Here is a 15,079-nt window from a genome sequence, read left to right on the forward strand (position 1 = left end):
AGATTTTGAAGAATTTTATAAAAACTATGAATGATTTAATTATTTATAACACCGATGACGGCAAGGCTAATGTAGCGTTATTGGTGATTGAAAACGAAGCCTGGCTTACACAAAATCAATTGGCAGAACTTTTTGACACCTCTGTGCAAAATATAACCACCCACATAAAAAATATATTACAAGACAAAGAGTTAGAGGCAGATTCAGTTATTAAGGATTATTTAATAACTGCTCAGGACAGCAAACAATATCAAGTGAAACATTACTCGCTTGATATGATTTTAGCAGTTGGATTTCGGGTGCGTAGTCCACGTGGCGTGCAATTTCGACGTTGGGCAAACACGCAATTGCGCAGTTATTTAGAAAAAGGTTTTTTGGTTGATAAAGAACGGTTAAAAAATCCTCAAGGTCGATTAGATTATTTTGATGAATTACTGGAACAAATTCGCGAGATTCGAGCCAGTGAAATGCGTTTTTATCAAAAAATTCGAGAATTATTTAGCATATCAAGCGATTACGATAAAAGCGACAAAAACACCCAAATGTTTTTTGCCGAAACTCAAAATAAATTGATTTATGCCATCACCAAGCAAACTTCCGCTGAATTAATATGCAAACGCGCTGACGCAAACTCGCCGAATATGGGATTAACCGCCTGGAAAGGTTCTGTTGTGCGTAAAGGCGATATTGTAATTGCCAAAAATTATCTCTCAAATGATGAATTAGATTCACTGAACCGATTAGTGATGATTTTCTTAGAAAGTGCAGAATTACGTGTAAAAAACAATAAAGATCTGACTTTATCATTCTGGCGAAACAATGTAGATAACTTGATAGAATTTAATGGATTTCCTATTCTACAAGGTAGCGGTAAACGAACCAAAAAACAAATGGAAACCTTTACCCATGAGCAATACACATTATTCGATCAAGCCAGAAAACAACAGAAACTACGCCAAACTGAGAGTGAAGATTTGAAAATCTTGGAAAATTGGCAAAAAGAGATAAAACAATTAAAAGATAAACGATAAACATCACGCTATACGCATCTATGCCATGGTATGCAACAAGTTTTATCTTACGACAAAAGTGCGGTCAGATTTTAAGGAATTTTTACAAATGAAGCGATATGAAAGTTATAAAGATTCGGGTGTGGAATGGATTGAAGAAGTGCCAAGTCATTGGGAGGTTAGTTCATTGGGAAAAATACTTTTGCCTGTATCAGAAAAAAATCGTCCTGATTTGCCCTTATTATCTATAACAAGAGAATTAGGTGTAATTAAACGTGATGTAGAAGATCTAGAAAGCAATCATAATTTTATTCCTGATGATTTAAGCAATTATAAGGTCTTAAAAAAAGGTCAATTTGGAATGAATAAAATGAAGGCTTGGCAAGGTTCTTATGGCGTATCAAATTTTACTGGTATTGTTAGCCCTGCTTATTATATTTTTGATTTTATTAAATCAGTTAATCCAGTATTTTTTCACTGGGCAATAAGAAGCAAAATTTATGTTTCTTTTTTCGGAATGGCATCGGACGGCGTGAGAATTGGTCAATGGGATTTATCTAAAAGCCGAATGAAATTTATTCCATTTGTAATTCCATCTGATGAAGAACAACAAAAAATCGCCCAATACCTCGACGATAAAACCACCAAAATCGATCACGCGATTTCATTGGCTGAAAAACAGATTGAGCTATTAAAAGAACACAAACAAATTCTAATCCAAAGTGCGGTCACAAAAGGGCTAGATTCTAATGTGGAGATGAAAGATTCGGGCGTGGAATGGATTGGGGAAGTGCCAAATCATTGGGAAATTATTCCAATGAAAAAACTTATAAAAGAACATTCAGGAAATGGTTTTCCAATTGAATCACAAGGTAAAAATGGAAATATACCTTTCTTAAAAGTGAGTGATTTTTCTGAAAATCAAGATAAATATATAGTGAAGTGGAATAATGCTGTTAGTAATCAGGTAACTAAATTAAGAAAATGGAATATTGTTCCTAAAAATTCTATTGTCACAGCTAAAATTGGAGAGGCATTAAGAAAAAATCATAGAAAAATCTTATTAGAAGATTCTATTATTGATAATAATTGTTTAGGAATAGAAATAAAGAAATCAGATTTATTATTTGGTTATTATTTACACTGCGCTTTAGATTTTGACCGATTCACTAATCCTGGTGCTGTTCCAAGTCTTGATATGGATAAATATCGCAATCAAAAAATTGCTCTTCCCCCAATTCCTGAACAACAAAAAATCGCCCAATACCTCGATGAACAAACTACCAAAATCGACCATGCGATTTCATTAAAACAGCAACACATCGAAAAACTCAAAGAATACAAAAGTGTGTTGATTAATGATGTGGTAACAGGGAAGGTGAGAGTGTGATTGTACAACACAATAAATCGATTTTATGCAAAACTCACTCAAAATAATCCATTCTGTGCAAGCAAAATTGATTTTAAACAAAAACATCATCTTTAAATCGTTTGTAAAAGAGTAAAAACATGGTTTCAGGAACAAAGGAAAAAGATTTGGAAATCGCCATTGAAAAAGCCTTAACCGGTACTTGGCGGGAAAATATAGAAAATCAGATCAATGAACCCGGTGCGTTTTATTCACCGAAACACCATGGCTTCTTATTGGCGTTTTCGCAAGATTTCGATGCACAATTTGCTATCGATCGCCGCTTATTTTGGCAATTTCTGCAAAACAGCCAAAAAGAAGAGTTGATGCGTTTTCGTGAGCTTAATCCCAATGATTGGCAGCGTAAAATTTTAGAACGCTTAGATCGCCAAATTAAAAAATTGGGCGTATTGCATGTGTTGAAAAAAGGCTTGGATATTGATAATGCACATTTTGATTTGCTTTATCCTGTTCCGCTTGCTAGCAGTGGCGAAAAAGTGCGGTCGAATTTTGCACTAAATTTATTTAGCTGTATGCGCCAAGTGCCTTATTCAAGTGTCACCGGTGAAACGGTTGATATGGCATTATTTATCAATGGATTACCGATCATTACGATTGAATTAAAAAATCACTGGACAGGGCAAACAGCACATTTTGATGCGCAAGCACAATATAAAAAACGTGACACAAACCAACCGCTCTTTCAATTTGGACGTTGTTTAGCGCATTTTGCTATGGATACCGAAGAAGCCTATATGACAACGAAACTTGCCGGTGCGGATACTTTCTTTTTGCCTTTTAATTTAGGGAATAATTTTGGCAAAGGCAATCCGCCCAATCCAAATGGATTTCGCACGGCTTATGTGTGGGAGCAAGTTTTTACCAAGCAAAGCCTTGCCAATATTATTCAACATTTTATGCGTCTGGACGGTTCAGCAAAAGATCCATTGGAAAAACGTACGCTCTTTTTCCCACGTTATCATCAGTTAGATGTAGTGCGCCGTTTAATCGCTGATGTGGGTGAACATGGTGTGGGTAAGCGTTATTTAATTCAACATTCTGCGGGGTCGGGTAAATCTAATTCCATTACGTGGCTGGCATATCAATTAATTGAAACTTATCCGCAAAATAATACTGCTGCCAATGGGCGTGCCCTTGATTGCCCAATTTTTGACTCGGTGATTGTAGTGACGGATCGCCGTTTGTTAGATAAGCAGTTACGCGACAATATCAAAGATTTTTCTGAGGTAAAAAATATCATCGCACCGGCATTGAGTTCTGCCGAGTTACGTCAATCCCTTGAACAAGGCAAGAAAATTATTATTACCACCATTCAAAAATTCCCGTTTATTGTAGATGGCATTGCCGATTTAAATGACAGGCAATTTGCCGTAATTATTGATGAAGCGCACAGCTCTCAATCAGGCTCAGCTCACGACAATATGAATAAGGTGATGGGAAAAATGACGGATCTTGATGCGGAAGATGTTCAAGATTTAATTTTGCAAACAATGCAATCCCGTAAAATGCGCGGCAATGCTTCATATTTTGCTTTCACAGCGACACCGAAAAATAGCACATTAGAAAAATTTGGCGAAAAGCAAGCTGATGGAAAATTCAAACCTTTCCATCTGTATTCAATGAAGCAGGCAATTGAAGAGGGGTTTATTTTAGATGTGATCGCCAACTACACCACTTATCAGAGTTTCTATGAAATCCAAAAATCCATTGAAGACAACCCGGAATTTGACAGCAAAAATGCGCAACGCCGTTTACGAGCTTTTGTAGAACGTTCAAAACAAACTATTGAGACCAAAGCGGAAGTGATGTTGGATCACTTTATTGGACAAGTGTTCAACCGTAAGAAACTAAAAGGCAAGGCAAAAGGGATGGTTGTTACGCAAAATATTGAAACAGCGATTCGCTATTTTCAAGCCTTAAACCATTTGCTAACAATACGTGGTAATCCGTTCAAAATTGCTATTGCTTTTTCCGGCAGTAAAATGGTGGACGGTGTGGAATATACTGAAGCAGAAATGAATAGCTTTGCCGAAAATGAAACCAAAGATTATTTTAATAAAGATGAATACCGTTTATTGGTCGTAGCGAATAAATATTTGACGGGCTTTGACCAGCCCAAATTATGTGCGATGTATGTGGATAAAAAGTTATCCGGCGTACTTTGTGTACAAGCCTTGTCACGCCTGAATCGAAGTGCCAATAAACTTGGCAAACGCTCGGAAGATTTGTTTGTACTCGATTTTTTCAATTCCGTTGATGATATTAAAAAGGCCTTCGACCCATTTTATACTTCAACAACCTTATCTGAAGAAACCGACGTCAATGTATTGCACGATTTAAAAACTCAACTTGATGAAACGGGCGTGTATGAACAAGCGGAAGTGAATGAATTTACCGAAGGTTATTTTGCCAATCTTCCGTCCGATCAATTAAGCGCAATAATTGATGTTGCCGTTCAGCGCTTTGATTCGGATGTAGGATTGGCACAAGCCGATAAAGTGGATTTTAAAGTTAAGGCAAAACAATTTTTAAAAATCTACGGACAAATGGCGTCGATCATTAATTTTGAAAATATTGGTTGGGAAAAACTGTACTGGTTCCTCAAATTTCTCGTACCGAAATTAAAAGTGCAAGATCCAAAAGATGAATTTGACGAAATCTTGAATGCGGTAGATTTAAGCACTTATGGTCTGGCTCGTAATCGACTCAATTACAGGATTAAATTAGATGATAGCGAATCTGAACTTGCACCACAAAATCCAAATCCGCGAGGAGGATATACTGAAGATGAAGAAAAAGATCCAATCGATGAAATTATTAAAACCTTTAATGAACGCTGGTTTCAAGGCTGGAGTGCAACACCGGAAGAACAACGGGTGAAATTCATAAACATCACCGAACGAATCCGTAAGCATAAAGACTTTGAGCAAAAATATAAAAACAACCCTGATATTCACACGCGTGGACTTGCTTTTGAGCAAATTTTGCGTGATGTGATGAGTGAGCGACATCGTGATGAATTGGAACTTTATAAACTCTTCGCCAAAGATCCTGCTTTCAAAATGGCATGGACGCAGAGTTTACAACGGGCGTTAGGGGGCTAATCAATTTAGAACAAAAAAAGTGCGGTTAAAAATGACCGCACTTTTTGTATTTTGGATTTATTGTTTTGCGACAACCTTGCCATCAGCATAATCCACAGTCACCACACTGCTTGGCAGTAATTGACCGGAAAGGATTTGTTGTGCCAATGGATTTTCGATCTCTTGCTGAATCGCACGTTTTAACGGGCGTGCGCCATAAACCGGGTCATAGCCTACTTCACCAATGAAATCAATGAGTCCTTCGCTGAATACAATTTCATAACCACGGCTTTCCATACGTTTTGCCAGACGTTCTAATTGAATGCTTGCAATGGCACGGATATTCTCTTTCGCCAACGGGTGGAACACCACGGTTTCATCAATACGGTTGATAAATTCCGGACGGAAATGTTGCCCCACCACCGACATCACCCTATTTTTCATTTCCTCATAGCCTTCGCCTTGATGTTCCTGAATTAAATGGGAACCCAAGTTTGAGGTCATAATCACCACCGTATTACGGAAATCCACCGTTCTGCCTTGTCCATCCGTTAAACGCCCGTCATCCAACACTTGTAACAAAATATTGAATACATCAGCGTGCGCTTTCTCGACTTCATCAAGTAAAATCACAGAATAGGGACGACGACGTACTGCTTCGGTTAAATAACCGCCTTCTTCATAACCCACATAACCCGGAGGGGCACCAACTAAACGGGAAACACTGTGTTTTTCCATAAACTCCGACATATCAATACGCACCATGGCATCATCACTGTCAAAGAGGAATTTTGCCAAAGTTTTACACAATTCCGTTTTCCCTACACCGGTCGGCCCTAAGAATAAGAAAGAACCAATCGGGCGGTTTGGATCGGAAAGTCCGGCACGGCTACGGCGAATCGCATTGGCGACGGCATCCACCGCTTCGTTCTGCCCTATCACACGTTTGTGCAATTCTTCTTCCATCCGCAACAGTTTTTCTTTTTCACCCTCCATCATTTTGGACACCGGAATCCCTGTGGCTTTGGAAAGCACTTCCGCAATTTCTTCATCGGTCACACGATAACGCAATAAGCTCATTTCTTTGCCTTCGCTGGTTTCGGCTTGAGCAAGTTGTTTTTCCAATTCAGGAATGCGACCGTATTGTAGTTCCGACATTTTACTTAAATCACCGGCACGGCGTGCTTGCTCCATTTCGGTTTTCGCCGCATCCAGTGCTTGTTTAATATGCTGTGAACCCGAAAGAGCGGCTTTTTCAGATTTCCATACTTCCTCTAATTCCGCATATTCACGTTCTTTATCGGCAAGTTCTTTTTCTAAGGTTTCCAAACGTTTACGGCTCGCCTCATCTTCTTCTTTTTTCAGTGCTTGTTGCTCCAATTTTAATTGGATAATGCGACGTTCAAGACGATCAAGCGGTTCCGGTTTGGAGTCAATTTCCATACGAATACTGGATGCCGCCTCGTCAATTAAATCAATGGCTTTATCCGGCAATTGGCGATCGGAAATATAACGATGTGAAAGTGTCGCAGCCGCCACAATCGCAGGATCGGTAATATCGACATGATGGTGAATCTCATAGCGTTCTTTTAAACCACGTAAAATAGCGATAGTATCTTCCACGCTTGGTTCGTCCACAAACACTTTTTGGAAACGACGCTCCAATGCCGCATCTTTTTCAATATATTGACGATATTCATCTAAGGTTGTCGCCCCTACACAGTGCAATTCCCCCCGTGCCAAACTCGGTTTTAACAAATTACCGGCATCCATGGCACCATCAGTTTTACCGGCACCTACCATAGTATGAATTTCATCAATAAACAGAATGACTCGACCTTCTTCTTTTGCTAATTCATTCAATACCGCTTTCAAGCGTTCCTCAAATTCACCACGATATTTTGCACCGGCAATCAACGCCCCCATATCTAAAGAAAGGACACGTTTATTTTTCAATCCTTCCGGTACTTCCCCATTGACAATACGCTGTGCCAAGCCTTCTACAATGGCTGTTTTTCCCACACCCGGTTCACCAATTAAAACCGGGTTATTTTTAGTCCGGCGTTGTAAAACTTGAATGGTTCGACGGATTTCTTCATCACGTCCGATCACCGGATCAAGTTTGCCGCTTTCTGCCCGTTTGGTTAAATCAATGGTATATTTTTCAAGAGCTTGTCTGCTTTCTTCTGCATTCTGATCGTTCACGCTTTGTCCTCCACGAATTTGTTGAATCGCTTGTGCAATTTGTTCTTTTTTCGCCCCACACTTGGTTAAAATGTCTTTTAATGAACCGAGTTCTTCCAGTGCAGCAAGCAAAAACAATTCGCTTGAAATAAATTTATCCTGTCTTTGTTGGGCGAGTTTATCGCATAAATTCAATAAGTTAAGTAATTGACGGGAAATTTGCACATCCCCCCCATTGCCGGAAACTTGCGGCAATTTATTGAGTTCGCTATTTAACTCATTACGCAATAAGGCAACATTTACCCCGCTTGCGGTTAAAATCGGGGCAACCGAGCCATCTTGTTGGTTTAAAAGTGCGGTCAATAAATGCACCGGTTCGATAAATTGATTATCTTTGCCAAGAGCAAGCGATTGTGCCTCACTCAAGGCTTGTTGAAATTTTGTGGTAAATTTTTCTATGTTCATTTTTTCTTTTCCCTCTTAACTTACATTCAATTTGGCTTTTGTCATTCACATCGAGTAAGTAAGATCATTTGAGATGATTTCAAGGGGAAAAATGAAATATTTTTGATTTTACCTATCAATTAAATTGAAATGATAGATTTATCCAACCAAAATATCAAAGAGAGGCACATCCCAATGTTCAATAGGCAATGTGTCAATTTGCTGACAAGCGTGAGCCAAACCAATAGGAAGAAAGGATTTTTGTTGCCAATTTTGCAAGGTTCGATCATAAAAACCTCCGCCCATTCCAAGACGATTACCTTGTTTATCGAATGCAACTAAGGGGGTAAAAAGAATATCCAACTCATTGAGTGGCAATACATTTTGAACATTCAATTTTGGCTCCCAAATACCAAAATGATTTTGCACCATCGGGGTATCGGGTAAGTATTGTAAAAAAAGTAAGTGATTTTTTGCGAAGGGATGCAAAACGGGCAAAAACACTTTATTATTTTTTTTCCAGAGTGCTTTTATTAATGATTGGGTCGAAATTTCACCATCAAAAGAAAGATATAACGCAATATTTATTGCCTGATGATGTTCAATTAAATCAAGGGCTTGCCCTGTAACGGCTTGCTCCGCCTGTTGCTGTTGAAGAGCGGTTAAATTTGCGCGAATTTTTCGGATTTGACGACGAATTTGTTGGCGTTGTTGCTGAGTATTCATAGGGGTAAACAAGAAAGAACCCGGAATGCCGTTGTGGGTGACAGTCCTTGAACCCGATGGTTCAAGGAAATCGATAAGGTCATTTTCAGGTTTCTTAATTCCTTTAATTATCCAGAAGGAAAATAAAGGCAAAGCCTACACACCAATGACGGGAAACCGATTTATAAGATTTTAAGTATCGGCTCAGGGACATAACCCATTAGCGAACATTCCAGGAAATCTTTATGCGGTTATACTAGCGAAAAGTAGGCATTTTTGCCAGACTTTATTTTTGAAATCTGCGATCTTGCTCACAAATTATTCTCTTGTTGAGAGAATACTCCCCAATGAATGATCCAACTGCTGAATACGCGTTTTCAAAACATCTTCAATTTGTGCATTTTTATTCTTTTCCTGCGTAAGCTCAAAACTTAAATTCAACGCGACAATAGACAGTACGCGATCAAGCTGAATCAATCCTGTTTTTTCTTTCATTTCAGATACCAAGGCATCTAAATGGCGTGCGGCTTGGCGCAATGCCTCTTCTTGATCTTGAGGCACATTTAAACGTAATACTTGCCCTAATACGACAATTTCAACCAATTTTAATGACATGGTATTCCCTTCAAGTGATATTTTTGAGTGCGAAATATTATGCCATAGGCAAACTTTCCCGTCATATATTTTGCTCATCATCACTAATCCTATCCGTTCGCGCCCTTTCTGAATTTACGCTATAATGCGCCCATCTTATTATATTGAACGAGATTTTTATGGCACAAATCGCAGCAAACCCACTGGTCTTAGTGGACGGTTCTTCTTATTTATATCGCGCGTTTCACGCATTCCCCCCATTAACCAATTCTGCCGGTGAACCAACCGGTGCGATGTACGGTGTGTTAAATATGCTGAAAAGCCTGATATCTCAGGTGCAACCAAGCCACATAGCGGTGGTGTTTGATGCCAAAGGGAAAACCTTCCGTGATGAATTGTTTGAACAGTATAAATCCCACCGCCCGCCTATGCCGGACGATCTCAGAACACAAATTCAACCGCTCCACGATATGATTCGTGCCCTTGGTATTCCGCTTTTAGTGGTAGAAGGCGTAGAGGCGGATGATGTGATCGGCACCCTCGCCGTACAAGCCTCCCGTGCGGGAAAAAATGTGCTGATTAGTACGGGGGATAAAGATATGGCACAGTTGGTTGATGAGAATATTATGCTCATCAATACCATGAACAATAGCTTATTAGATCGCGAAGGTGTCATTGAAAAATACGGTATTCCGCCGGAACTCATTATTGATTATCTGGCACTGATGGGCGATAGTTCGGATAACATTCCCGGTGTAGCCGGTGTGGGTGAGAAAACCGCACTTGGGCTGTTACAAGGGCTTGGTAGTATGACCGATATTTATGCTAATCTCGACAAAGTCGCCGAATTACCGATTCGTGGGGCGAAAAAACTCGGCGAGAAATTATTGGCTGAAAAGCAAAATGCAGATTTGTCTTACACCCTTGCGACCATTAAAACCGATGTCGCATTAAGTATCACACCTGATGAATTATTGCTTGGGGAAAGCGATAATGACCGATTAATTGAATATTTTGGCCGTTATGAATTTAAACGCTGGCTGAGTGAAGTGATGAACGGTTCGGATTCTATCACACAGGTTAACGACCAAGCAGTTAAGATCAACCCATATCAAGCTACACCAACGGTTTCTGCTGAAAGTGCGGTTGAAAATCAGCCTAAATTTCAAATTGATCGCAGCCAATATGAAACCCTTCTGACGGAAGCCGATTTAAGCCGTTGGATTGATAAATTATCAAAGGCTAATTTATTCGCCCTAGACACGGAAACCGACAGTCTCAATTATATGGCGGCGAATCTCGTCGGGCTTTCTTTTGCCCTAGAAAATGGCGAAGCCGCTTACCTTCCGTTGCAATTAGATTATCTTGGTGCGCCAAAAACTCTTGAAAAAACAACCGCACTTTCTGCCCTCAAACCCATTCTTGAAAATGCCGACATAAAAAAAGTGGGACAAAATATCAAATACGATCTGACTATCTTGGCACGTAACGGCATTGAGGTGCAGGGTGTGGCATTTGATACCATGTTGGAATCCTATGTGTTAGATAGCACCGGTCGCCACAATATGGATGATCTTGCCAAACGCTATTTAGGACATCAAACCATTAGTTTTGAAGACATTGCGGGCAAAGGTAAAAATCAACTGACTTTCAATCAAATCCCCTTAGAACAAGCCGCCGAATACGCTGCCGAGGATGCCGATGTCACCATGAAACTCCACCAAGTTTTATGGGAAAAATTACAAAATGAAGCAAGCCTAACCGCACTTTTTGAAAATATTGAATTGCCATTACTCAGTGTTCTTTCAAACATGGAACGAACCGGTGTGTTAATTGACAGTGATGCACTTTTTATGCAATCCAATGAAATCTCCGCAAGATTGACCGCACTTGAAACGCAAGCCTATGAACTCGCCGGACAAACCTTCAATCTCGCCTCCACCAAACAATTACAAGAGATTTTGTTTGATAAGTTGGGCTTACCCGTTTTACAAAAAACGCCGAAAGGTGCCCCATCCACAAACGAGGAAGTGTTGGAAGAATTGGCTTACAGTCATGAATTACCAAAAGTTTTAGTGGAACATCGAGGGTTGAGTAAACTCAAATCCACCTATACGGATAAATTGCCGCAAATGGTGGAGTCTAACACGGGGCGTGTCCATACCTCCTACCATCAAGCGGTGACTGCCACAGGGCGTTTATCCTCCAGCGATCCGAATTTACAAAATATTCCGATCCGCAATGAAGAAGGTCGCCGCATTCGTCAGGCTTTTATTGCGCGTGAAGGTTATTCGGTGGTAGCTGCCGACTATTCCCAAATTGAGTTACGCATTATGGCGCATTTATCTCAGGATCAAGGGTTGATTAACGCCTTTGCCCAAGGCAAAGATATTCACCGATCCACCGCTGCGGAAATCTTCGGTGTGCCATTGGATGAGGTCACAAGTGAACAACGCCGCAATGCGAAAGCCATTAACTTTGGTCTGATTTATGGTATGTCTGCCTTTGGGCTTTCCCGTCAGCTTGGTATTCCACGTGCTGATGCACAAAAATATATGGATTTATATTTCCAACGTTATCCGGGCGTACAAACCTTTATGCAGGATATCCGAGAAAAAGCCAAAGTACAGGGCTATGTGGAAACCCTATTCGGTCGCCGTTTATATTTGCCGGATATTCACTCCAGCAACGCCATGCGCCGCAAAGGGGCGGAACGGGTTGCTATCAACGCCCCAATGCAAGGTACGGCGGCAGATATTATTAAACGTGCAATGATTAAACTCGATGAACTTGTTCGCCATGATCCTGATATTGATATGATTATGCAAGTCCACGATGAATTAGTATTTGAAGTTCGGTCGGAAAAAGTGGAATTTTTTAGTGAACTCATCAAACAAAATATGGAAACTGCCGCCGAATTGGTCGTTCCCCTCATTGTGGATGTGGGCATCGGTAAAAATTGGGATGAAGCCCATTAATGTTCAATAAAGGCATAAATTATTCATAACTTAATTTTAAAAAAGATGATGAACCAAGAAAGATTACAGCAAATTGAAAAGCCACTACTTTATATCGTCAAACGTGATGTTGTGCCGGCATTGGGCTGTACCGAACCGATTTCTCTCGCCCTGGCTTGTGCAACAGCGGCAAAATACTTAGGTAAAACGCCTAGCAAAATTGAAGCTAAAGTTTCCGCCAATTTGATGAAAAACGGTTTAGGTGTTGCCGTACCGGGAACAGGCATGATGGGCTTGCCCATTGCGGCGGCAATCGGCGCCTTGGGCGGTGATCCTGAAGGTGGGCTGGAAGTGTTAAAACAGATCACCGTACAACAGGTTTCAGCTGCAAAAGCCATGCTTGATCAAAAACAGGTGAGTGTCGATATTCACCCAACGGATCATATCCTCTACTCCGAAGCCGTGCTTTTCGCAGATAAGGATTGGGTCAAAGTCGCTATTCAAGATCAACATACCAATGTGATTTTGATTGAAAAAAATGGCGAGATCCTCTTTGAAAAAACCGAAAATGAATGTGCCGATACTGATCCTTATGAAATTTTCAAACAGGTCACCGCTCGTGAAATTTTTGAATTCTCCTGCGCGGTTGCCTTAGATAAAATTCGCTTTATCGGACAAGCCGCCGAACTCAATCGAGCCCTTTCTAACGAGGGATTACGGGAGAATTACGGCTTACATATTGGGCGAACCTTGCGTAAACAAGTAGGGAGCGGTTTAATTTCAGACGATTTACTCAGCAAAATTATGATCGAAACCACTGCGGCTTCCGATGCCAGAATGGGCGGTGCTACCTTGCCGGCCATGAGTAATTCCGGCTCCGGAAATCAAGGTATTGCGGCGACTATGCCCGTTGTGGTGGTGGCCGATTATTTGAATGTCGATGAAGAAAAACGCCTCCGAGCCTTATTTTTATCACATTTAATGGCGATTTATATTCACAGTAAACTGCCGAAATTATCCGCACTTTGTGCCGTCACCACCGCCTCTATGGGAAGCTGTGCCGGCATTGCTTATTTATTAACGGGGAAATTTGAAACTGCCAGCATGGGCATTTGCAGTATGATCGGCGATATCAGCGGCATTATTTGTGATGGTGCAGCAAACAGTTGTGCAATGAAAGTCTCTACCAGTGTGGCATCAGGTTATAAATCCGTACTTATGGCAATGGATGAAACTCACGTTACCGGCAATGAAGGCATCGTTGAACACGATCTCGATCGCACTATCGACAACCTCTGCGCCATCGCTTCAAAAAGTATGCAACATATCGATCGCCAAGTCATTGAGATTATGGTGAACAAACCTTGTCCTTAGTTTTTTGTTTATTTGTAGGGACACACTGAGTGTGTCTGATGATAATATATTGAAATAATTTTATTTCGTACACACGCAGTGTGTCCCTACATATCGTTGAAATTTCTATTTTTGTGTATTTGCCACATAATACTGGATTTTTCGACCGCACTTTTATTCCCAAATTACATATCAATTAACTAAAAGTTCTTGGCGTATTCTCGTTGAATTTATTAAAAATAACTCATTCTTTTTCTAGATTATCTTAGGGGGGTCTATGCTTTTGACTGGGTTATTCTGTGGTATTTTGCTTGGGTTTGTGATGCAACGGGGGCGATTTTGTATTACCGGCGCATTCCGTGATTTATATGTGACAAAAAGCAATAAAATGTTTGTTGCTTTGCTGATTGCCATCACAGTGCAATCTATCGGTTTTTTTATTTTAAAAGAAGTCGGCTGGCTGAATATTGAGCCTGCCAAAAATTTTGAATTTGTTGCCGTTATAGTGGGCTCTTTTGTATTTGGTATCGGTATTATTTATGCCGGTGGCTGCGCAACAGGAACTTGGTATCGTGCGGCAGAAGGTTTAATTGGTAGCTGGGTGGCGTTGTTCATGTATATGCTGTTTAGTGCGATGATGCGTACGGGTCCACTTGGTGAATTCAACCAAACATTACGCAGTGTAAAAATAGACGAACGCAGTATTTATGAAAGTATTGGAATATCTGCATGGTGGCTGGTCGCACTACTAACCCTTGTCACTGGCTATTATGCGTATAAACACCTTGCAAAACCACAGGTAAAAATCGCCACACTAAAACCGAAGAAAACCGGCATTGCCCATATTTTATTTGAAAAACGTTGGCATCCCTTTGTTTCTGCCATATTAATCGGTTTGATTGCATTTGCAGCTTGGCCGTTAAGTGTGGCAACCGGACGAATTGGCGGTTTAGGTATCACCACGCCATCGGCAAACATTATGCAATATCTCATCACCAATGAGACAAAATTCATCAATTGGGGCGTATTCTTGGTATTAGGGATCTTTATCGGTTCATTCATTGCCGCAAAAGGCAGCAACGAATTTCGTCTCCGCCTACCGGATACTCAAACCATGATACGTAGTGCGTTCGGTGGTTCGTTAATGGGTTAGGTGCGAGCTTAGCCGGTGGTTGCTCAATAGGCAATGCCCTTGTCGCCACTGCTTATTTTTCATGGCAAGGTTGGGTATCCCTTCCATTAATGGTACTTGGCACTTGTGGTTTGCCGCTAACTTCACCATCATCCGTCCACAACGATTAAAAACTGCAAACGCTTAAA

At 40.5% G+C, this 15,079-nt stretch carries 8 protein-coding genes, 1 other RNA gene and 1 pseudogene; 6 read left to right on the forward strand and 4 right to left on the reverse strand.

The features are described 5' to 3' along the window. Window positions 1–26: 26 nt before the first annotated feature. From E4T92_RS04085 to E4T92_RS04095, 3 genes are all read left to right on the forward strand, one after another. Window positions 27–1,031 carry a virulence RhuM family protein gene (locus E4T92_RS04085; protein ID WP_135093556.1) on the forward strand — a complete coding sequence of 335 codons (1,005 nt, stop codon included), beginning with the start codon at window positions 27–29 and terminating at the stop codon, window positions 1,029–1,031. An 88-nt stretch (window positions 1,032–1,119) separates the two neighbouring features. Further along, entirely contained in the window at window positions 1,120–2,400 is a 1,281-nt protein-coding gene (locus E4T92_RS04090; RefSeq protein ID WP_135093557.1) for a restriction endonuclease subunit S, read from the forward strand. A 119-nt stretch (window positions 2,401–2,519) separates the two neighbouring features. Further along, window positions 2,520–5,543 carry a DEAD/DEAH box helicase family protein gene (locus E4T92_RS04095; protein ID WP_135093558.1) on the forward strand — a complete coding sequence of 1,008 codons (3,024 nt, stop codon included), beginning with the start codon at window positions 2,520–2,522 and terminating at the stop codon, window positions 5,541–5,543. A 57-nt stretch (window positions 5,544–5,600) separates the two neighbouring features. Here the strand turns inward: E4T92_RS04095 and clpB are convergent, their stop codons facing one another. The 4 genes from clpB to E4T92_RS04115 form a co-directional block, all read right to left on the reverse strand. Continuing rightward, complete coding sequence (gene clpB / locus E4T92_RS04100; protein WP_135093559.1) at window positions 5,601–8,171, reverse strand: ATP-dependent chaperone ClpB; 2,571 nt, start codon at window positions 8,169–8,171, stop codon at window positions 5,601–5,603. A 138-nt stretch (window positions 8,172–8,309) separates the two neighbouring features. Continuing rightward, a complete protein-coding gene (locus E4T92_RS04105) occupies window positions 8,310–8,876 on the reverse strand; it encodes a 5-formyltetrahydrofolate cyclo-ligase (RefSeq protein ID WP_077494580.1) in 567 nt (188 codons plus the stop codon). Window positions 8,877–8,889: 13 nt separating this feature from the next. Further along, window positions 8,890–9,097: non-coding RNA, 6S RNA (gene ssrS, locus E4T92_RS04110), on the reverse strand. A gap of 76 nt (window positions 9,098–9,173) precedes the next feature. Continuing rightward, window positions 9,174–9,470: a cell division protein ZapA gene (locus E4T92_RS04115; RefSeq protein ID WP_135093560.1), complete on the reverse strand. Its 297-nt coding sequence runs from the start codon at window positions 9,468–9,470 to the stop codon at window positions 9,174–9,176. 158 nt (window positions 9,471–9,628) lie between these two features. Here E4T92_RS04115 and polA point away from each other — a divergent pair, with 158 nt between their 5' ends. The 3 genes and pseudogenes from polA to E4T92_RS04130 all read left to right on the forward strand — a co-directional run bounded on the left by polA (window position 9,629) and on the right by E4T92_RS04130 (window position 15,078). Beyond that, complete coding sequence (gene polA / locus E4T92_RS04120; protein ID WP_135093561.1) at window positions 9,629–12,427, forward strand: DNA polymerase I; 2,799 nt, start codon at window positions 9,629–9,631, stop codon at window positions 12,425–12,427. 48 nt (window positions 12,428–12,475) lie between these two features. Next, window positions 12,476–13,780: an L-serine ammonia-lyase, iron-sulfur-dependent, subunit alpha gene (locus tag E4T92_RS04125; protein ID WP_135093562.1), complete on the forward strand. Its 1,305-nt coding sequence runs from the start codon at window positions 12,476–12,478 to the stop codon at window positions 13,778–13,780. Window positions 13,781–14,036: 256 nt separating this feature from the next. Continuing rightward, window positions 14,037–15,078: pseudogene (locus tag E4T92_RS04130) on the forward strand (YeeE/YedE family protein). The last annotated feature ends 1 nt before the right edge of the window (window position 15,079 follow it).

Origin of the sequence: Pasteurella sp. WM03 (assembly GCF_004570945.1) — a bacterium.
Lineage (GTDB): Bacteria > Pseudomonadota > Gammaproteobacteria > Enterobacterales > Pasteurellaceae > Rodentibacter.